Source organism: Candidatus Viridilinea mediisalina, assembly GCF_002532535.1.
GTDB lineage: Bacteria > Chloroflexota > Chloroflexia > Chloroflexales > Chloroflexaceae > Viridilinea > Viridilinea mediisalina.
Genome location: NZ_NQWI01000051.1, coordinates 16,247 through 34,678, shown reverse-complemented (window position 1 = coordinate 34,678; position 18,432 = coordinate 16,247). Strand labels below are relative to the sequence as shown.

19 protein-coding genes are annotated in these 18,432 nt (G+C 59.0%); 14 read left to right on the top strand and 5 right to left on the bottom strand.

The annotated features are described in order from the left end of the window. The 3 genes from CJ255_RS12155 to CJ255_RS12145 all read right to left on the bottom strand — a co-directional run. The coding region (locus CJ255_RS12155) for an ABC transporter ATP-binding protein (protein ID WP_133117006.1) at nt 1-1,383 on the bottom strand (1,383 nt) is incomplete at its 3' end. Between the two features lie 69 nt (nt 1,384-1,452). Next, on the bottom strand, nt 1,453-3,873 hold the full coding sequence (locus CJ255_RS12150; protein ID WP_097644369.1) for a S8 family serine peptidase: 2,421 nt from the start codon (nt 3,871-3,873) through the stop codon (nt 1,453-1,455). Between the two features lie 480 nt (nt 3,874-4,353). Beyond that, nucleotides 4,354-4,719 (bottom strand): hypothetical protein, encoded by a 366-nt coding sequence (locus CJ255_RS12145; protein ID WP_097644368.1) that lies wholly within the window; start codon nt 4,717-4,719, stop codon nt 4,354-4,356. Nucleotides 4,720-4,912: 193 nt separating this feature from the next. On the opposite strand from CJ255_RS12145, the gene CJ255_RS12140 reads away from it, so the two are divergent. The 3 genes from CJ255_RS12140 (at nt 4,913) to CJ255_RS12130 (ending at nt 7,005) form a co-directional block, all read left to right on the top strand. Next, nucleotides 4,913-5,668 carry a YebC/PmpR family DNA-binding transcriptional regulator gene (locus CJ255_RS12140; RefSeq protein ID WP_097644367.1) on the top strand — a complete coding sequence of 252 codons (756 nt, stop codon included), beginning with the start codon at nt 4,913-4,915 and terminating at the stop codon, nt 5,666-5,668. Nucleotides 5,669-5,772: 104 nt separating this feature from the next. Next, a complete protein-coding gene (gene ruvC, locus CJ255_RS12135) occupies nt 5,773-6,264 on the top strand; it encodes a crossover junction endodeoxyribonuclease RuvC (RefSeq protein WP_097644366.1) in 492 nt (163 codons plus the stop codon). A gap of 48 nt (nt 6,265-6,312) precedes the next feature. Then, on the top strand, nt 6,313-7,005 hold the full coding sequence (locus CJ255_RS12130) for a hypothetical protein (RefSeq protein ID WP_097644365.1): 693 nt from the start codon (nt 6,313-6,315) through the stop codon (nt 7,003-7,005). 258 nt (nt 7,006-7,263) lie between these two features. Here CJ255_RS12130 and CJ255_RS12125 read toward each other — a convergent pair whose 3' ends face one another. Beyond that, a complete protein-coding gene (locus CJ255_RS12125; protein WP_097644364.1) occupies nt 7,264-7,650 on the bottom strand; it encodes an FmdB family zinc ribbon protein in 387 nt (128 codons plus the stop codon). A gap of 9 nt (nt 7,651-7,659) precedes the next feature. Then, entirely contained in the window at nt 7,660-8,967 is a 1,308-nt protein-coding gene (locus CJ255_RS12120) for a thymidine phosphorylase (protein WP_097644363.1), read from the bottom strand. Between the two features lie 215 nt (nt 8,968-9,182). Between CJ255_RS12120 and CJ255_RS12115 the strand changes: the two genes are divergently transcribed. From CJ255_RS12115 to CJ255_RS12065, 11 genes are all read left to right on the top strand, one after another. Next, complete coding sequence (locus CJ255_RS12115; protein ID WP_245863353.1) at nt 9,183-9,614, top strand: CBS domain-containing protein; 432 nt, start codon at nt 9,183-9,185, stop codon at nt 9,612-9,614. Nucleotides 9,615-9,954: 340 nt separating this feature from the next. Further along, nucleotides 9,955-10,971, top strand: coding sequence for an ABC transporter ATP-binding protein (locus CJ255_RS12110; protein ID WP_097644371.1), 1,017 nt, complete (start codon nt 9,955-9,957; stop codon nt 10,969-10,971). Nucleotides 10,972-11,148: 177 nt separating this feature from the next. Then, nucleotides 11,149-12,174 (top strand): ABC transporter ATP-binding protein, encoded by a 1,026-nt coding sequence (locus CJ255_RS12105; protein ID WP_097644362.1) that lies wholly within the window; start codon nt 11,149-11,151, stop codon nt 12,172-12,174. Nucleotides 12,175-12,313: 139 nt separating this feature from the next. After that, complete coding sequence (locus tag CJ255_RS12100) at nt 12,314-13,495, top strand: class I SAM-dependent methyltransferase (protein ID WP_245863351.1); 1,182 nt, start codon at nt 12,314-12,316, stop codon at nt 13,493-13,495. A gap of 217 nt (nt 13,496-13,712) precedes the next feature. Then, nucleotides 13,713-13,964, top strand: a complete 252-nt coding sequence (locus tag CJ255_RS12095; RefSeq protein ID WP_097644360.1) for a FeoA family protein — start codon at nt 13,713-13,715, stop codon at nt 13,962-13,964. Further along, the gene (locus CJ255_RS12090; RefSeq protein WP_097644359.1) at nt 13,961-14,218 is read left to right on the top strand and encodes a FeoA family protein; all 258 of its coding nucleotides are present in this window, start codon (nt 13,961-13,963) and stop codon (nt 14,216-14,218) included. Before CJ255_RS12095 ends, CJ255_RS12090 begins: the two co-directional genes overlap by 4 nt. Beyond that, nucleotides 14,215-14,703 (top strand): FeoB small GTPase domain-containing protein, encoded by a 489-nt coding sequence (locus CJ255_RS12085; RefSeq protein ID WP_097644358.1) that lies wholly within the window; start codon nt 14,215-14,217, stop codon nt 14,701-14,703. Before CJ255_RS12090 ends, CJ255_RS12085 begins: the two co-directional genes overlap by 4 nt. Before the next feature lie 46 nt (nt 14,704-14,749). Continuing rightward, nucleotides 14,750-16,474 (top strand): ferrous iron transport protein B, encoded by a 1,725-nt coding sequence (gene feoB / locus CJ255_RS12080; RefSeq protein ID WP_097644357.1) that lies wholly within the window; start codon nt 14,750-14,752, stop codon nt 16,472-16,474. A gap of 18 nt (nt 16,475-16,492) precedes the next feature. Continuing rightward, on the top strand, nt 16,493-16,744 hold the full coding sequence (locus tag CJ255_RS12075; protein ID WP_097644356.1) for a FeoC-like transcriptional regulator: 252 nt from the start codon (nt 16,493-16,495) through the stop codon (nt 16,742-16,744). A gap of 284 nt (nt 16,745-17,028) precedes the next feature. Then, on the top strand, nt 17,029-17,382 hold the full coding sequence (rplS, locus tag CJ255_RS12070; RefSeq protein WP_097644355.1) for a 50S ribosomal protein L19: 354 nt from the start codon (nt 17,029-17,031) through the stop codon (nt 17,380-17,382). 304 nt (nt 17,383-17,686) lie between these two features. Further along, complete coding sequence (locus tag CJ255_RS12065; RefSeq protein ID WP_245863349.1) at nt 17,687-18,379, top strand: class I SAM-dependent methyltransferase; 693 nt, start codon at nt 17,687-17,689, stop codon at nt 18,377-18,379. Nucleotides 18,380-18,432: the final 53 nt, after the last annotated feature.

The following is an 18,432-nucleotide window of genomic DNA, read 5'->3' as shown; positions in this document are numbered from 1 at the left end:
GGTTACGCCACGCGCTGCGCCGCTGGCGCAGGCGGCGTAACGCCAAACTGTAAAGTAACTATGAACCATGTCTAAGGCCACAATCGTCCATGTGCGCGGCAATGCCGCAATCAGTGAACTCGTCCAGTCGAGTTGGGTCGAGGCGCGTAGATAGCGTGCCAGGGCGCGATCTTCATGCTCGTGCCAGCGGGTGCGATCTTCCTGTACCAAGCGAGTGCGATGGCCCACCATGGTCTCGACCAGTTGATTGGTCATGTCGCGGTGAACCTCGAACCAGAGCCAGGTCTGATAGATCATGAGCAGCAATAGCCCCACCACAAGCAGGAACCAGAAGGCCAACAGCCCTAGATGGCTCAGCCCTGCCGCTCCATAAAAGAGCACGAGTGCGGCAGTGGCAAGCTGAGCGCAGGCATTGAGTACCGACAGCGTCCCCAAGCCCAACAGATCATCAAAGGTCTCGGCATCAATCACGAGGCCCAAGAATGAGCCGATGCCCTGGTGTCGCACCTCGTCGGGGTTGAGCGCAAAGGCGCCGGCCAGCAAGCGCAGCTTAATGCTGGCACTGAGCAGCAGTTCGAGCTTACTCTGGGCAAAGACAAGCCAAATCTGTACGGGGATGGCACTGAGCAGCAGGAGACTCCATGCGCTGATACGTGCCCAGGTAAAGACGCCGCTGAGCGCCTCGCGCCCCAGCAGCGCCCAGGTCAGAATGGTCAATAGTTGCACCACGAGGGTCAACATGCCCACGACGATCATTGGTTTGAGCAGACGCAAATGGCGCGCATAGTCAAACATTGAGGCCGCCAAGGGCTGGCGCAACAACCAACCAACCGCCAGCGCCTCGCCCGCGAGGTATTCGCGCACCAGTGCGCGCCCCGCTACGGCCCGCCGCTCCTCGGGCACATTCGCCCGGGCGAGCATGCGCTCAACCTGGGCCTGCAACGGTGCCTCTTTGTCCGCACCCAAGGCTGCCGCAAGCTGCGCCGGGTCTACTCGCACCAGACGCCCGTCCGGCCCCAAGAGCTGCGCCTTGCGCCCACATGTCACGAGCGCTACGATCTGCTCTTGGCCCGGCTGCGAGGCGGGCAGATGCAACAACGCCGGGGCACTGCCGCGCACCAACTCCAACAAACCATCAAATGTGGCCGTCACCGGCTCCACCTCGACCCCGAGCCGCGCTGCTACCACATCAAGCCAACGTCCACGTTCAGATCCCGTGGGCACAAACACCTCCACCTCACGCGTACGCTGCACCAGCCCCACCTGGCGGGCCAGCGCCTCAAGCGCCTCAGCGAGGCGCTCGGATGGCCATGCCACAGCCGCAAGGTCGAGCGCCTTGCTGGGCTTGTTGGTGTAGTTATGAAGCTGTGAACTGGTGGTCATGCATGTGCTACCTGAGAAGAGGGTTCGGGAGAGCCAAGCTCTCCCAAACCCTCACCTTGGCATCCAACCCTACTGCACTACGATGGGTAAGAAGACCCTGAAGAGAGGCGTCTCCTCCACCTCCACCGTGATCGTGGCGGTCTCGCTGTCTACGTGGTTTACCCCATTGCTCACCCGCACCCAGTAGCTCGTCGTTGTCGTGAGCGATTCGGTGGTGAAGGTGGGGCTGTCGCCCCCAACCGCAACCGGGTTGCTCGTATCAGCACTGTTGCCCTCGTACCACTGGTAGCTCAACTGCCGTGTGTCGGTAGCAACCACCGTCAAGGTGACCGCCGTACCAGCAGTGATACTCTGGCTCACAGGTTGCGTCGTGATGATGGGAACTGGCGAACGCACACTCATGACCGCCGCGTGGGCATCAAGCAACCCAGCGCCAGTCGCGCGTAGCGGGAAGCCCGGCACCGGACGTGCGGTGTCGCGCATAACCTGGGTAATGCTCGCTGGGGTAGGATTGAGGCCACTGGCGCGCGCCTGCTGCAGCACGAGCGCCGCGACCCCTGCCGCGTGGGAGGCAGCCGCCGAGGTGCCAGTGAAGCGCCAGACACCGGTAGCTTTGCTGCCAAAGAAGGTATTGGCCCCACGGTTACTCGCCAGCAGATCGGGCTTCTGGCGGAACTCAGGGAAGGGCAGCGCCGCAGCAGGCGTATTGCCCCGAATTGGTTCAAAGAAGATCAGCGGGCCGGCACGCGAACTAAAGGCTTCAACCACGTTATCATTATTCCACGGCACCGCCCCCACCGAGATGACACCCCGTGCGGATCGATGGGCATAGGTGGTTGCCCCAAAGATGTCGGGCGAGGTGTGCGGGGCGTCTGGTTCATAGAACTCGGCATCGAGAATCATACCAGCACTGGCTTGTAGCATAAACCAGATTGCGGGTGTAGCCGTGCCACTTCTGCGCTCGATCACGAGGTGGAAATCGGTTGGTTCCGCGCTATCATTGACGAGCCAGACGTCGCCCTCAAGGGGCTTATTGGTCCCATTGGGGCCAGTATTCGGCAGCTCGCCACTCATGCGTATGGCTGTATCCGTAGAAGGATCAAAATCCGCGAAGATCGCACCAGAGCTATCAACCCAGTAGAAATTGAAGTCGGTACTCACCCCATACCATGGCTCAGCCCATTGCAGACGGGTCGGAAAGAAAGCCCCCGGAGCGATCGTAAAACGTGCGGTCGGGGAGATCGTTCCCGTATTGGGGTTGAAGTTGTGGCAATCTCCCTCCAACAGGAATGGTTCGTCCTGCCACGTCAGCGCCGGGCATGGGGTGGGGCGGTAGCTCAGGGCTATGTAGCTACTAATATCCTTGAAGTTCGGTTCATCGGGCGTCCCAACATTGATCTGGCGATTAAGGTTGCCAGCCGCTGAGAGGTAGATCACCCCTTGGGCCACCACCTCGTCTACCGCCACCGCCACCGGGTCATCTTGGAAGAAGGCTTGATCGGCAAAACCAAGATCGTCCACAATAATGTCAACGCGGTGTTCATCACGGAGCAGGCGGATCACCTCGGCCATATCCAAGCCCAGGTTGGGGCCAAAGCCCGACGCGACGACCAGTTCGGCACCGGGGGCAATGTCGTGGACAATCTGGGCCATCGCGCGCGCTTCATCGCTGTTGGGGGCACCGTGCGCAATCATCTCTGGGGGCAGTTCGCGCGCCACGGTCACCGGCGTGGTACGGTCACAGGGGTTGCCCGGCCCAGGCAGATCGCCAGAGGCGATATCGTCGGCGGCACGAATGGGCGAATCATCGGGGCCAGTCATGCCCGCATTGGGATTAACATCATAGGAATCGGAGATAATGCCAATGGTAATGCCGGTGCCATCAACGTTTGCGTCGCCGGCGAGCTCTAGCGCACGCGCCAGATCAACGCGCATCTGCTGCACACCCTCGGTGGTGAAGGCACCCACATTGCTCCCCGCGCAGGGGTCATCGTTGGCAGGGTTCATCTGCGTGCGTTCGGCCAGGCTCATGCTGCCAAGGGCCGCTGCACCGCCCATGGTCATCGGCTTAAAGCTCTCCTGCACACTCTGCACAAAGGGCAGATCGGCCAGCGCGGCCAGATCGTGGGGCGCAATGGTACCACTGACGCGCATGTAATCGGGCGCTCGGCCAAGAATCGTCAGGCCCGCGCGGCTCAAAGACTCTTCGACCGCCGGGCTAAGCTCGGTCAGATAGACCTGCACCAGCGGCGAGCCATCCTCCTTCATCAGCAACCTAGAGCGGAGGTGAGCAATCAGATCGCCCTCAGCAGCAAGTGCAGTACCCGTATGTTCAGCCAAATTACGCAACAGCGGCGTCAATGCATCGCTCTGGCTTGGCCGAGCGCTCTGGGCTGGGAGTGTCGTGACCACCAAGACGAACATGAGCAGCAAGGCCACGCCGATGCGACCAAAGAGTCTTCCCGTGCGCTTGAGTCTGGGTCTCTCCATCGTATTACCTCTCTGAATCCTATAGCAACCTCTACCTTCCAACGGGCGGGGCGGCAAGTCACGTTAGGGACGTACGGGATCGCCGGTAAGAATGCGCGGTAGGCCAAATCCAGCCTTGACGTTGGTTTTGATCTTCATTGCTCTCTTCCTTAATCTTGACGTGCGGCAGGCGAGCACAGCGGTGGTTACCCACCGCTGGCCCGCCTGATGCGTTCCGGCAAGCCTACTCTTCGCTGAAGCTGATGAAGGGCGACCTAAAGCCACCACTACCCCACGGCGTACGGATGGCCCCAGCCTTGACGTTGCTCTTGGTCTTCATAACGATCCTTCTTGCTAATGACGACGACACCATATATGTCAGACGCTTACGCGTACCGACCGAGATTGAGGCTGTGCTAATACCAACTATTAGCGGAAGGTTATTTTCCCTGGAAAGCCAGCCTTGACACGGGTCTTGGTCTTCATGGTCATCCTCCTTGCTTAGGAATGGTAACGTAGCCCAACGAACGATGCTGGTTGTAGCCAGCGGTGCTGTTGCACCACCATGCCGGAACGAACGTTGCTGCGTACCCGCAGCGCGGCACTGCGCCAGCCGACCCAGCGTCGGCGCCGCCGTCGCTGGCGCTGCTTCGTATGCCAGAGCATAGGGCGCCTCCTGGGCTGTTGGGGCGCATCAAAGCCGAGTTGGCCCAACAGGGTCTGGAGCGGTACCGAGAGATCAGGCAGCGAGAACGCCACTTCGCGCCCCGTCTGCACACAGGTGACTGTGACCCGTACCACGGCTTGGGCATTGTGGCTCAGGTGGTTGACCTTGAGCAGAAAGGCTTGGCGCTTGAGGACGTTCATTGGCTGGCTCTATCCTGTTCGTTGCTTCTGGCTGGATAGAACAGAGTATAAGAAACTTCGCTTAGTAAACTATTAGGAAATTGGGCTCATACCAAAAAACAGGGTTTGGGGCGCAACCCCAAGGGTACTTCATGAGGTAGGATGAGTACGTTATAATAGAGCAAGCAATGAACTGGAACCGAGGAGGCGTTCTATGTCTGGCCACTCAAAATGGCACACGATCCGTCGCTCCAAAGGCGTTGCCGACCAGCGTCGCGGCCAGCTTTTTACCAAGTTGGCGCGTGACATTACCCTGGCTGTGCGCGAGGGCGGTGGCGGTGATCCCGATATGAACTTTCGGCTGCGGCTTGCGGTGGATAAGGCTAAAGCCAATAATATGCCCAATGATAGCATTCAGCGCTCGATTGATCGCGGTCTGGGCAAAAATAATGAAGCCGCTTTGGAAGAGGTCTACTACGAAGGCTATGCGCCCGGTGGCATTGCGATTCTGATCGAAACCGCCACCGATAATCGTAATCGCACCAATTCCGATGTGCGTTCAACGATCAATAAGGCTGGTGGCAACCCCGGCGAGCCCGGATCGGTCAGTTGGATGTTTGATCTCAAGGGGCTGATTACGGTTGATTTGAGCAATAGCGATCACGACTCCGAAGAGGTGCAACTGCTGGCGATTGATGCCGGTGCAGATGATGTTGAGGTTGATGAAGCGCAACTCGAAATCTACTGCGAATGGACACAACTGAACGCTGTGCGCCAGCATCTGCTCGATCACGATATTCCCATCAGTGGCGTTGAGAAGGTGATGCGCCCCCAAACGCTGGTGCAACCCGAAGAGAAGGAGGCTCTCTCGACGCTGCGGCTGATCGAAAAGCTTGAGGATCTGGACGATGTGCAGAAGGTCTATTCCAACCTTGATCTGACCGATGAGTTGGCTGCGAAGTTTGAGTAAGGCCGTTTTTGATTGTAGATTGTAGATTGCCGAACATGGCGTCCCGATGGGCTTTCGCCTTCTTGATGATGCGGCATGTTCAAGGATCATTGGTGTCAGCCTTCATGCGTACAATTGGCATTGATCCCGGCACGGCCATTATGGGCTGGGGTATTGTTGAGAGCCAGCAGGGCCAGTTGCAATTGGTGGCGGCAGGTGCCCTGACGACACCGGCGCATATGGCCCAGCCTGAGCGATTGCTGCGGCTCTATGAGGGTCTCTCGGCTTTGCTGGCTCAACATCGGCCCGATAATGCGGCAATTGAGGAGCTCTTTTTTGGCAAGAATGTCAATACGGCGCTCAGTGTGGGCCAAGCGCGTGGGGTCGCGCTCTTGGCCTTGGTGCAGGCGGGGCTGCCCATCCAAGAGTACAAACCCACCGTGGTGAAACAGGCGGTCGCAGGCTATGGGGGGGCCGATAAGCGCCAGATGCAGGAGATGGTGCGTGTTACGCTCAATCTCGCTCGCGTACCCAAGCCCGATGATGCCGCCGATGCGCTGGCGGTTGCGATTTGCCATGCCTATACGGGGCCGATTCTACGCCGGATGGCAGAGTGAGGCCGTTGTAGATTGTAGATTGTAGATTGTAGACGATAATTTGGTGTCATGACCAAACGACGACCCGGCGCTCGCGCCGATCTTGAAGAGGTGCGCCCACGGCGCTTTGTGATCCATAATGGGGCGGTGGGGCCTGCGCTGCGCGGTGAGGGGCTGCGTGAGGGTGATCGCTTTACGCTCACGAGCCAGCGCGGTGCGGGTGTGGTGGCGCGGGTGCGCGGGCGTGGGTTTACGGTGCTGACCCTGGCCGACCAGATTGCCAAGCTCCCTCCGCTGCCGTCGGTCGCGCCCTTGGGCGCTGCGCTGCTGCACCCGTTGCAGAAGCACGAGCGGATCAGCCACTTGAGCGGCAGCCCCCCGGCTTGGCAACCAGCCCCCGTGAGCACGGAGCAGCCTCAAAGCGTTCGGCTCTATGTAAACGCAATCATCAGGCGGCGCAAGGGGCGCGGACCGAGTAGCTACGCCCTCGTGACCACCACGGGGTTCCAAGCGCTTGATGAGGATGCCGCACTGCTGCGGGGCTATGCCCTCGCCGCCCAAGCCGACCCCAGCGCCGTTGCGGTTGCTACGCTGCACAATGGCGACTACCTGCTGCCCGATCTGCTGCTCCCTAGTGCCCAGCGCACCCTTATGGGGCGCATTGCCACCAAGCATGAAACTGGTTGGCAGTTTGCCCCCGCTGATCTGCCGCTGGTTCAGGCGCTGCTGGAGTGCTTGGGCTGCTCAGGTGTAGAGGTTTGAGAGGTTTGAAGAGGAACAGAGATTTTTCACCACAGAGGCACAGAGGACACAGAGGGGATGAGGGATGAGGGATGAGGGATGGGGGATGAGGGATGGGGGATGAGGGATGAGGGATGAGGGATGGGGGATGAGGGATGAAATAGCGCATTTCCGAATGGTATACCTACAAACCCTCTGTATTCTCTGTCGTTCCTCTCCTCTGTGCTCTCTGTGCCTCTGTGGTTCAATCCTCTGTGCTCTCTGTCTCTCCTCTCCCTCTCAAGCCCAGCCAAGGTTATCAGGCTTGGCTGGGGCTGCACCCGGCCCACCCTCTTCCGCTTTGCCGTCCAGTTCCTCTTCGAGCATCTGATCAACCATTTCGTCCCAATCTTCACCGGCGTCTTCGCCCAATTCTTTGCCGAGCTTTTTCGCCCAGCGGGCAATTGCCCGTGGATCGCTCTCGTCCAGCCCCGCAAGGCTTGAGGGGTCGGCAATAGCTTCGAGGCGCGCCTCTTCGGATTTGATGGTGGCAAAGCGCGAGACGGCGCGCTGGATGTTGCTATTGCCACAGCGTGGGCAGGCAAGACCCTCTGGATCGCTGAAGCCACGGACGAGTTTTTGGAATTGGCCATTGCATGCGGGGCAGCGGTATTCGTAAATAGGCATGGGACACTCCTAATCCCCTGGTACAACTTCCATGAGTGCTGGTGGCTTGACCGGGGTATCACTGAATTGATAGGCTGCGAGCAGTTGGGGCACTACGGCTTCAACCGCGCTCATGCTGGCGGCATGGATGGTGAGCAGCGGTTGGCCTAAGTATACCTGATCGCCGATGCGGGCTTGGAGGCTCAGGCCGACCCTGGGGTCAATGCGCTCCTCTTTGTGGCTGCGTCCGCCGCCAAGGGCGTTGACGGCGAGCCCCAGGCTGGCACCTGCAATGGCGCTCACGTAGCCCGCCCTGGGGGCGGGCAGCGCGATCTGAACAGGGGCGCTGGGCAGCAGGTCGGGCTGCTCGATGCTGGCGAGGTCGCCCCCTTGGCTGGTGACCATATGGCAAAATTTGGCCCACGCTGCACCGCTCTGCAGGGCTTCGTGCAACATGGCGCGGGCGCTGGCTTCATCGCTGGCACGCTCGGCCATGAGCAGCAGTTGGCTGCCTAAGCTCAAGCAGAGTTCAACGAGGTCAGAGGGGCCGTTGCCGCGCAGGGCAGCAATGGCTTCGCGTACCTCAAGGGCGTTGCCAACAGCGTAGCCCAGGGGTTGCTGCATCGAACTGAGTACGGCACTGACACGCCGCCCGGCCTGATGCCCAATCTTGACCATCGTCTGGGCCAATTGGCGTGCCTCTGCCTTGGTAGCCATGAAAGCCCCACTGCCATATTTGACATCAAGGACAATGCAGTCGGCCCCGGCTGCCAGCTTCTTACTCATCACGCTTGCCGCGATCAGCGGAATGGACGCGACGGTCGCGGTAACATCACGCAGGGCATAGAGTTGCTTATCGGCAGGCGCAAGGTCGCTACTCTGCGCCGCAATCACAAGGCCAACCTCACGCACAAGGCGGCGAAACTCGTCGCTGCTGAGGGCAGTACGAAAACCGGGGATGCTCTCCAGCTTATCCACCGTGCCGCCACTAAAGCCCAAACCGCGCCCGCTCATCTTTGCCATTGGCAAGCCGACGGCAGCCACAAGTGGCCCAAGCAGCAGCGTCGTCTTATCGCCAATCCCGCCGGTGGAGTGCTTATCCACCGTGACGGGGGCAAGATCGTGCAGATCGAGCATTGTGCCACTGCGGGCCATCGCCAGGGTTAAGGCAGTAGTTTCATGAGCATCCATGCCACGCAGCACCACCGCCATCGCCCACGCACTCATCTGATAATCGGGGATAGCCTGGGCCGTATAGTTAGCAATCAGCCAATCAAGTTCAGCGCTGGTGAGGGCATAGCCGTCGCGCTTCTTGGCAATGAGTTCTACCATGTGCATAGGCAATACCTGAGGAGATTAGGAGCGAGGAAATAGGAGCGAGGAAATAGGGAGGGCAGGAGCGAGGCTTTTCGCTTCACTCAAGGCGATAATCTACCTTCCTGCTTCCTACTTCCTCCTTCCTCCTTCCTATTTCCTAAAGTATAGCCGATCTACCCTCTAGCGTGGTATAGTTAGGACATCGTTCGTACCAAAAGCAAGAGGAGACGCATGCCGTGGAGCAGAACAAATCGCTCGTCAAAGATTGGATGACGCAGCAACCCGTGACGGTCACCCCCGATACGTCAGCGGTTGAAGCCTATGAGCGGATGAAGTCGCGCAATATCCACCGCTTGCCCGTGGTTGAACAAGATGATCGATTGGTCGGGATCGTGACCAGCAGCGATATTGAGGGAGCGGTGAGTTTTAGTGAGGCGACGGGAGGCTGGTCGGAGGCACGTTTTGCCTTAGCGGGTTCGACGGTTAGCGAGATGATGACCAGTAAGCCAATTACGATTGCGCCAACGAACTCGATGGGTCAAGCGGCGCAACTGCTGCTCAAGCATCACCTGAGCGGCCTGCCGGTGGTGGAAGATGGCAAATTGGTGGGCATCATCTCTGAGACGGATGTCTTCCGTTTGGTGGTGGCGTTGTGTGGTGAGGAGTAGGTGACGGGCCTCCGGCCCACATTCATGGGCGGAAAGAACAGGTAATCTTGAAGCGACCGATAGGTCTTTGGGATGCCCAGGATGGCCCTCACCCCCTACCCCTCTCCCACGTTGTGGGAGAGGGGCGAAGGCACTACTGGTTTCTTACATTCCTTTAAGCCTATTTCCCATTTCCTAATTCCTATTTCCTAACCCTCCCATATGCCATTTGACAGCCCCTAGTGCCCATGCTACCATCCTGAACCAACTGTTCGGGAGCGCTTCTTGCTGCCTGATTTGGAACGCCATGTGTGGCAATCTACAATCTGCAATCTACAATCTACAATCTCAAGAGGTATTGATGGCCCCCCTGCTTGAGGTACGCAACCTCCAAACCCATTTTCATACCCAGGATGGGATTGTCAAAGCAGTTGATGGTGTCTCCTTTGCGGTGAAGCGCGGAGAGACGCTTGGGATTGTTGGCGAGTCGGGCTGTGGCAAGAGTGTCACTTCGCTCTCGATGATGCGCCTGATTCCCTGCCCGCCAGGCGAGCTTGCTGGGGGCCAGATTCTGTTTGATGGCGCGGATCTGCTGGAGTTGAGTGAAGAGCGCATGCGCCATATTCGGGGCAATCGGATCGCAATGATCTTTCAAGACCCGATGACCTCGCTCAACCCGGTGCTAACTGTGGGCCGTCAGATTACCGAGGCGCTGGAATTGCATCTGCAACTCGGACGCAAAGCGGCGCTGGCCCGTGCGACTGAGCTCTTGCACATGGTTGGGATTCCGAGTCCAAGCAAGCGGCTCGAGAGCTACCCACACCAGTTTTCGGGCGGCATGCGCCAGCGCGTCATGATTGCCATGGCGATCTCGTGCAACCCCGAACTGCTGATCGCCGATGAGCCAACTACCGCCCTTGATGTGACGATCCAGGCCCAGATTCTTGAATTGATCAACCAACTGCGCGATGAGTTGCAGACCGCAGTGATCATTATTACCCACGATCTAGGCGTCGTTGCCGGCATGACCGACCGGGTTACGGTGATGTATGCCGGGCGTGTGGTTGAAGCGGGTAGCACCACGGAGATCTTCGCCAATCCGCGCATGCCCTACACAATTGGTCTCTTGCGTTCGATTCCGCGCCTTGATGAGCAGGAGCATCGCAAGCTGACGCCGATCCGTGGGTTGCCGCCCAACCTGATTGATCTACCGGCGATCTGCCCCTTTAGCCCCCGTTGTGACTATGTTCAACACGCTTGTTTGCACCAAAACCCGCCCCTACGCGATGTAGCCACCAACCATCAGGCCGCGTGCCTCTTTGATATAACGATTGACACTCCTATTCCAGAACGACCACCTGAAGGCCTGTTGGTCTGAGGGCTGGCGGCAAAGCCGCTGAAGTTTAGGGCTACCGCCCTATAACCTGTTGGTGGGGATGCGTCCCCAATCCCGTTTTTTGTTCCGTTTTGGCGGCTTCGCCGCCAAAACGGAACAAAAAGAGTTTTTTGGGGGAGGCGCAGCCTCCCCCAAACCCCCGCCGGGAGGCTTAACGTCATGGGTATGACACCCCCCTACCTCATTGAGGTAAAAGACCTCACCATGCACTTCCCCGTAACCCGTGGAGTGATTTTGCAGCGCCGGGTTGGTACGGTGAAGGCGGTGGATGGGGTGAGCTTTCAGATTAAAGCGGGCGAGACCCTTGGATTGGTCGGGGAGTCGGGGTGTGGGAAGAGTACCACCGGGCGCGCTATTTTGCAGCTCTATCGGCCTAGTGCGGGTGAGGTGCGCTTTGAGGGGGTTGATCTGACGCGCATCCATGGCGAGCAACTGCGCCGGATGCGCCGTCAGGTGCAGATGATCTTTCAAGACCCCTATGCTTCGCTCAATCCACGGATGACGATTGGCGACACGATTGGCGAACCGATCCGAGTGCATCGCTTGCGTGTCGGCAAAGGGGCCGTGCGCGAGCGGGTGGAAGAACTGTTAGGCCTCGTGGGACTCAATCCGGCCTATGCCAACCGCTACCCCCACGAGTTCTCGGGCGGGCAACGGCAGCGCATCGGTATCGCAAGGGCGCTTGCAGTTGAACCAAAGTTTGTCGTCTGCGACGAGCCGGTCTCGGCCCTTGATGTCTCGATTCAGGCTCAGGTGGTGAATCTGCTTGAAGAACTGCAAGATAAACTGGGGCTCACGTATCTCTTCATTGCCCACGATCTCAGCGTAGTAAAGCACATCTCCGACCGGGTGGCGGTGATGTATTTGGGCAAGATTGTCGAATTGGCCACAGGGGTCAAGCTCTACAGCATGCCGATCCACCCCTATTCCCAGGCGTTACTCTCGGCGGTGCCGATTCCCGATCCCAAGGTTGAGCAGCAGCGCCGGCGCATTATTCTTGAGGGCGATGTACCGAGCCCGTTCAACCCGCCCGATGGTTGCCACTTTCATACGCGCTGCCCAATTGCGCTAGAGCAGTGCAAACAGGAGGCGCCGCCCTTCCTTGATTATGGCGATGGCCACTCTGCCGCGTGTTGGCGCGCCAACGAATCGGGTAGCTTGATGCCAGAGGTGGCCAAGCAGTAAGGGGGCCCTGCTTTTTTTACCACAGAGGCACCGAGCGCACAGAGATGGATGTTTGTGAGAAAGCAAAACCTCTGTGTTCTCTGTGTCTCTGTGGTAAAAAAAGCGGAATCTTAGCGGAGTAGCAGGCTTGGATCTAGACATGCTCACATGGCTCCGCTCGCCCGTGGGCCAGGCGCTCTTGGCGGAGTTGGCCGAGCAGCCTTTGGTTGAGACGCAGACGCTGCGCGCGTTGGAGCGGATCCGCCGTCGTGTGAGTCCGGCCCAGGCTGCGGCGGCTTTGGAATTGGCTTTGTTGCGTCAGCGTGCCGCCAGCAAGTTTCCAAACGCCCACCAACTCTTCTTTACCCGCGAAGCGCTTGAGCAGGCGAGTGCTGCGCCGGTGGCGGCTCAACGGGCCGCCCGCCTCGCGCCCTCTGGCGACGTGGCCGATCTGGGCTGTGGCCTTGGTGCCGATACGCTGGCCCTCGCGGGCGCGGGCGCACATGTCTGGGCTGTCGAGCGTGACCCCCTGCGTTTGGCGTTGTGCCAAGCCAACGTGGCCGCCCTCGGCCTTGAGGCGCGGGTGAGCCCGCTGCTGTGCGACCTCTTGACCACGCCGCCACCCAAGGCCCATGCGCTCTTCTGCGATCCGGGGCGGCGGGCGGGCGGGCGGCGGCGTTTCAACGTGGCCGACTACGAACCGCCACTGGCCCATGTGTTGCATTGGCGCAAGCAAACGCCCGCCTTGGCGCTCAAGCTCGCGCCAGGGGTTGAAACAAGTGCCCTCCCCTCCGATGCCGAAGTAGAGTTTGTCTCGCTCAACGGCGAACTGAAGGAAGCGGCGCTCTGGTGCGGCCCGCTCGCCACCACGCGCATGCGTGCCAGCCTGTTGCGTAGCACTAGCAATGGCGCGGTCACGTACCACACCATGAGCAAGGACGCCCCGGAGTTGCAACGAGAGGCATGGCTTGCGCCACCCGCCACCTACCTCTACGAACCCGACCCGGCGATTATTCGCGCCGGGCTGGTGCGCGAGCTTGGCGTGTGCTTGGATGCGGCGCAACTGGACGAAGAGATCGCCTACCTGAGCGGCACAACGCTGGTTGCCAGCCCCTTCGCCCGTGCTTGGCGCATCATCACCTGGTTGCCCTTCAACCTGAAAGCCCTGCGGGCCCAACTCCGCGCCCTCGATGCTGGCCCAATCACCGTCAAAAAGCGCGGCTCGCCCCTCGACAGCGACCAACTCGCCCGCCAACTGAGTCGCCCCAACGGCCAGCCCCTGGTTGTTGTGCTGACCAAACACCTTGGCAAGCCGATTGCACTGATTGCGGCTTTGCTTTGAGGCGTTTGTAGTGTCTTAGTTGCGAAGTTGCAACCTTTGGTTGTTAGTAATTCTATTGTTAGGATGTACTAACATCTGGTATATGTAGTTTCTAATGAAACTGCGTCTTCTCTTGTTGTGCGGTATTGGCAGCTTCGCCGCCAACACCGCACAACAAACGAGATTTGAGGCGTAGCCTCCACCCAAACCCCGCTAGGGGCCAAGCGAAAGGACCACGATGTCCGAGACAGTGAGCACAGAAACGACACTCGATCAACTCAAGCGCGGCGAGCGTGCCCTTGTGGTACGCATTACGGGGGAAAAAAGTTTGCGGCGGCGTCTCCTCGATATGGGCTTAGTGACGGGGGAGACCGTGACGCTGCGTGCGGTTGCACCGCTTGGCGATCCGTTGGAATTGACCCTCAAGGGTTACCAACTCTCACTACGTAAAGCTGAAGCCCGCCTAGTTGTGGTAGAACCAATCGTATGAAGAGCCAATCAGAGGTAAGCTTGCCCTTGCCCATGGCAAGTGAAGGGAGCCATGTGCGGATTGTGGGCTTTCATGGCAACCAACGCAACGCCCACCGCCTGGCAGAGCTAGGCATGAACCCTGGAGTTATCCTGACGCTCCTCCGTAACAACGGCGGGAGCCTTTTAGTTGCAGTTGGTGATACCCGCCTTGCGCTCAACTACGGTATGGCGCAGGCGGTTCTCGTCTGCCCGTTGGAGAGGGAGGTTTCATGAGTGACTGCATACTTGCATTAGCCGGTAACCCCAATGTTGGTAAGAGTACCATTTTCAATGCACTAACCGGCATGCGCCAGCATATCGGGAATTGGCCGGGCAAGACGGTAGAGCGCAAGGAGGGGCATGTGCAGGTGTCAGGGCGCACCATGACCCTGGTTGATCTACCGGGTACCTACAGTCTTGCGGCACGCTCGTTGGAAGAGCAGATTGCGCGCGACTTTATTGTGCGCTCACAACCCAAAGCGGTCATTAACGTCCTTGATGCGGCCAACCTAGAGCGCAACCTCTACCTTACAGCCCAACTGCTTGAGACGGGCGCCCGGCTGATTCTGGTACTCAACATGGCCGATGTTGCCACCTCACGTGGCCTCGTCCTCAACCCACACGCCCTAAGTGACGAACTGGGTTGTCCGGCGATCACCATGGCGGCCAGTAAGGGCCAGGGCTTGGCCGAGCTGCGGGCTGCGCTACAGGGACTCTAGGTTTTCATTCTTTTTTCTTGCGCGATGACAAGGATAGCAAGAGACAATGGCTACTGCAACTATGGCGCTACCCAATGCGCCGTTACGTTACACAGCGCCGATTGAGGCGGAGTTGGACTATCTGGTTGCCAGCTTTGCAACGATGCCTGGCCTAGCGGTCTATCCGGCACGCTGGTTGGCGATCCAGTTGCTCGAAGGTGACGAGACACTGCTGGCTGAAGCCGAGCAGTTGGCTGGCCCAGCGCTAACTGAGGCGCTTGAGGCCAGTATGGCGCGCTTGCAGCCCCACTATGGCGATGAGCTTGATGTGGCGCTGGTTGATCAGCGCTACCGCTTTGTGCATGCCCTGGCTGGTAAGAGCTTGACGCGCCCGGCAGTTCCGCCGTTGACCCTCTCCGACCGAATTGATCAGGTTGTTACCCATCGTTGGCTGGGGATTCCGATCTTTCTCATGCTGATGTGGTTGGTCTTTACACTTACCACTGAAGTGGCCGGGCCTTTTGTGGATTGGGTTGACGATGTGATTGCTGGCCCGCTGAGTGGCTGGGCCACTGCCCTGTTGAGCCTCGTGGGCTTGGGTGAGACATGGGTGGAAGGGTTGGTGGTGGACGGCATGCTAGCGGGTATGGGGGGCGTCTTGGTCTTTGTGCCCGTCCTTCTGTCACTCTATTTTGCACTGGCCTTGCTCGAAGATTCGGGCTACATGGCGCGGGCAGCCTTTGTGATGGATCGTCTGATGCACAGCTTAGGCTTACACGGCAAGAGCTTTTTGCCCATGATCGTTGGCTTTGGCTGTACGGTACCGGCGATATATGCTACGCGCACTCTGGATAGCCAACGTGACCGCATTCTAACCGGCTTGCTCGTGCCATTTATGAGTTGCGGTGCGCGTCTGCCAGTCTATGTGCTGATTGCGGCGATCTTCTTCCCCGCACAGGCGGGCATGGTCATCTTTGGGCTCTACGTCACCGGGATTGTGGTTGCGATTGGCAGCGGCATGCTGCTGCGCCAGACGGTCTTTCGCGGGCAGCCTGCGGCTCCCTTTGTGCTTGAACTGCCCCCCTACCGCCTACCCACACCGCGCGGCGTCTGGAACCAGATGTGGGAGCGTACCGCAGCTTTTGTACGCAAAGCATGGACAATCATCTTAGGCACCAGCGTCGTAGTCTGGCTGCTGTTAGCCATCCCGGTGCGCGGCGAAGGTAGCTTTGCCGACGCGCCGCTTGAGGATAGCGCCTTCGCAACCCTAGCGGGTGGCGTGACGCCCATCTTCGCCCCGTTAGGCTTTGGTAGTTGGGAGACAAGTGGGGCACTCATGACGGGCTTTGTTGCTAAGGAGGTTGTGGTTGCGACGCTCATCCAGACCTACGCGGTTGACGAGGAGGAGGAGGCACACGAAGCGACCAGTTTTGGCGAGGATGTGTTGGGCATTGTCGGAGGCTTTCTCGCGGCCACGGGTGATGCGCTGTTAGCCATCCCAGGGATCATTGGGTTTGACCTTGCAGGCGACGAAGAGGAAGAAGCAACCCCCAGTGGTTTACGTGGGGCCATAGAGCGTGGCTTTGCCGCCAGCAGTGGTGGCCACAGCGCCCTAGCAGCCCTGGCCTTCCTCGTCTTTGTTTTGCTCTACACCCCCTGCATGGTAGCGGTAGCCGCCGCTCGTCACGAATTTGGCCCCCGCTGGATGTGGTTCAGCATCGTGGGGCAATTTGTCATAGCCTGGCTTGGGGCGCTGATAGTCTTTCAGGGGGGCAAGCTGTTAGGATTGTAAGCGACTAGGAGTAAAGCAATGTTACATCAAGTCCTTCATGCCTTCGAGAGCGCTGACGGCCCATTGGCGTTAGATGATCTCAGCCGCCAGTTGGGGATCGAACGGAGCGCATTGGAGGGCATGATCGCCTTCTGGGTACGCAAAGGGCGCTTGCAGGAACTTGGCGGCGCATGTGGCCAAGCGGCGGGGGCAAGCTGTACCTGTAGCAGCCATCCTGCCGGTTGTAGCATTACATCGGCAGGATCACGGGTGATTACCCTCAAAGCGTAATTGCAGCACTGGTTACACCAATTCCCCTTGAGCATGCCGCATTATCAAGAACGCGAAAGCCCATTGGAACGCCATGCTCGGCAATCTGCAATCTACAATCTACAATCGTAATATGGTATTATTTGCCCGCCCCCTGCATCTATGGTACAATCGCGCCTCAGTATACCTGTCTGGCAGGCGATGCCTTCGCCTGCCAGATTTCTATGCAAACAACGATTGCCCCGTTAGTCCCGAGTTGGTTCGGGCGCCTGATGGGGGCCAGAGCTGAAAGGAGCGACACCAGCATGTCGCAGCAGATTCTCACTGAGTTGGCTCAACGCCACATGAAGAGCGAGCTACCTGAGTTTCGCGTGGGTGACACCGTGCGCGTCGGCGTCAAGGTGGTTGAAGGTTCGCGTGAGCGTGTGCAGGATTTTGAAGGGGTCGTGATTCGCCGACGCAGCGGTGGCATCAACGAGAACTTCACGGTGCGTCGCATTGCCTCGCACGGCATTGGGGTCGAACGTACCTTCCTTGTGCATGCACCGCGTCTCGATTCGATCAAGCTGATTCGTCGCGGTAAAGTGCGTCGCGCCAAGCTCTACTACCTGCGTGGGCGCTCCGGGAAGGCCGCCCGCATCAAAGAGCGTCGCTTTTAGCTGCTTGAAGGGGTATGCCCCACACCCTCCATGGGCACACCGCAGCCACCGGGTAGAGCCGCCCCGCCGGGGCGGATCTACTGCCATGAGGCATCAGGATGCCTTAGAGCCTGTCTGAAAAGTCTGTGGGTTGGTGTTGGAGTGCCGGCTTTAGCCGGCTAAAGCCGGCACTCCAGCGTGTATCCCCCGGCTTTTCAGACAGCTTCTTAGATGGCCCTAAGCCCCTACCCCCTTCGACAAGCTCTGGTTCGACAGGCTCACCCACCGAGCTCCGCCTCTCCCACGTTGTAGAAGAGGGGCGAATTTGTTACATTCCTTGTTCGACAATCTACAATCTACAATCTACAATCTGCAATCTGCAATCTACAATCTGAAATGGTATTACCGGCGGCTCGTGCAGCGGCTTTTTCACCACTTTTACCGCGAGTTTGCATGGAGTTACGATGGGGTAGCGTGGCTGGTTTCGGGGGGCTTGTGGCGACGTTGGGTCTTGACCGCATTGCCGCATCTGCACGGGCCAACCTTGGAGCTTGGTTTTGGCCCTGGACATCTGCAATTGGCTCTGGCCGACCGTGCGGCATGCGTGGGGCTTGATGCTTCGCCCCAAATGGCCCAACAGGCGGCACGCCGTTTGCGGTGCGCTGGTTATACGCCGCGCTTGGTGCGAGGCTTGGCTCAGGCGCTGCCTTTTGCAGACGCCAGCTTTGCCACCGTGGTGGCCACCTTTCCCACTGAATATATCGCGGCCACCGCAACCCAGAAGGAAATTCGGCGTGTCCTGCGCCCCAACGGGCGGCTGGTGATCATTCCCTCTGCCGAGCTACAACCGAGCGTCTATCGTCGCCTCATTGATCTGGCCTATCTGATCACGCTCATGCGCGGCACGCCGAGCGCAATGCCCAATACGATCACGCTGGGCACACTGGTACTGCAACCCACCTGGGTCACGGTTGGGCCTAGCCGGGTGCTGCTGCTGGAAGCGCATTTCAGATTGTAGATTGCAGATTGTAGATTGTAGATTGCAGATTGTAGATTGTAGATTACCATTTA

What these genes read in the sequence shown, in the direction of transcription:
- CJ255_RS12100 (WP_245863351.1), top strand. Translation starts at nt 12,314, where the DNA reads ATGCTCACATGGCTCCGCTCGCCCGTGGGCCAGGCGCTCTTGGCGGAG.
- rplS (WP_097644355.1), top strand. Translation starts at nt 17,029, where the DNA reads ATGTCGCAGCAGATTCTCACTGAGTTGGCTCAACGCCACATGAAGAGC.
- CJ255_RS12145 (WP_097644368.1), bottom strand. Translation starts at nt 4,719, where the DNA reads ATGAACGTCCTCAAGCGCCAAGCCTTTCTGCTCAAGGTCAACCACCTG.
- CJ255_RS12075 (WP_097644356.1), top strand. Translation starts at nt 16,493, where the DNA reads ATGTTACATCAAGTCCTTCATGCCTTCGAGAGCGCTGACGGCCCATTG.
- CJ255_RS12140 (WP_097644367.1), top strand. Translation starts at nt 4,913, where the DNA reads ATGTCTGGCCACTCAAAATGGCACACGATCCGTCGCTCCAAAGGCGTT.
- CJ255_RS12085 (WP_097644358.1), top strand. Translation starts at nt 14,215, where the DNA reads ATGAGTGACTGCATACTTGCATTAGCCGGTAACCCCAATGTTGGTAAG.
- CJ255_RS12130 (WP_097644365.1), top strand. Translation starts at nt 6,313, where the DNA reads ATGACCAAACGACGACCCGGCGCTCGCGCCGATCTTGAAGAGGTGCGC.
- CJ255_RS12150 (WP_097644369.1), bottom strand. Translation starts at nt 3,873, where the DNA reads ATGGAGAGACCCAGACTCAAGCGCACGGGAAGACTCTTTGGTCGCATC.
- CJ255_RS12110 (WP_097644371.1), top strand. Translation starts at nt 9,955, where the DNA reads ATGGCCCCCCTGCTTGAGGTACGCAACCTCCAAACCCATTTTCATACC.
- CJ255_RS12090 (WP_097644359.1), top strand. Translation starts at nt 13,961, where the DNA reads ATGAAGAGCCAATCAGAGGTAAGCTTGCCCTTGCCCATGGCAAGTGAA.
- feoB (WP_097644357.1), top strand. Translation starts at nt 14,750, where the DNA reads ATGGCTACTGCAACTATGGCGCTACCCAATGCGCCGTTACGTTACACA.
- CJ255_RS12120 (WP_097644363.1), bottom strand. Translation starts at nt 8,967, where the DNA reads ATGCACATGGTAGAACTCATTGCCAAGAAGCGCGACGGCTATGCCCTC.
- CJ255_RS12125 (WP_097644364.1), bottom strand. Translation starts at nt 7,650, where the DNA reads ATGCCTATTTACGAATACCGCTGCCCCGCATGCAATGGCCAATTCCAA.
- ruvC (WP_097644366.1), top strand. Translation starts at nt 5,773, where the DNA reads ATGCGTACAATTGGCATTGATCCCGGCACGGCCATTATGGGCTGGGGT.
- CJ255_RS12105 (WP_097644362.1), top strand. Translation starts at nt 11,149, where the DNA reads ATGGGTATGACACCCCCCTACCTCATTGAGGTAAAAGACCTCACCATG.
- CJ255_RS12095 (WP_097644360.1), top strand. Translation starts at nt 13,713, where the DNA reads ATGTCCGAGACAGTGAGCACAGAAACGACACTCGATCAACTCAAGCGC.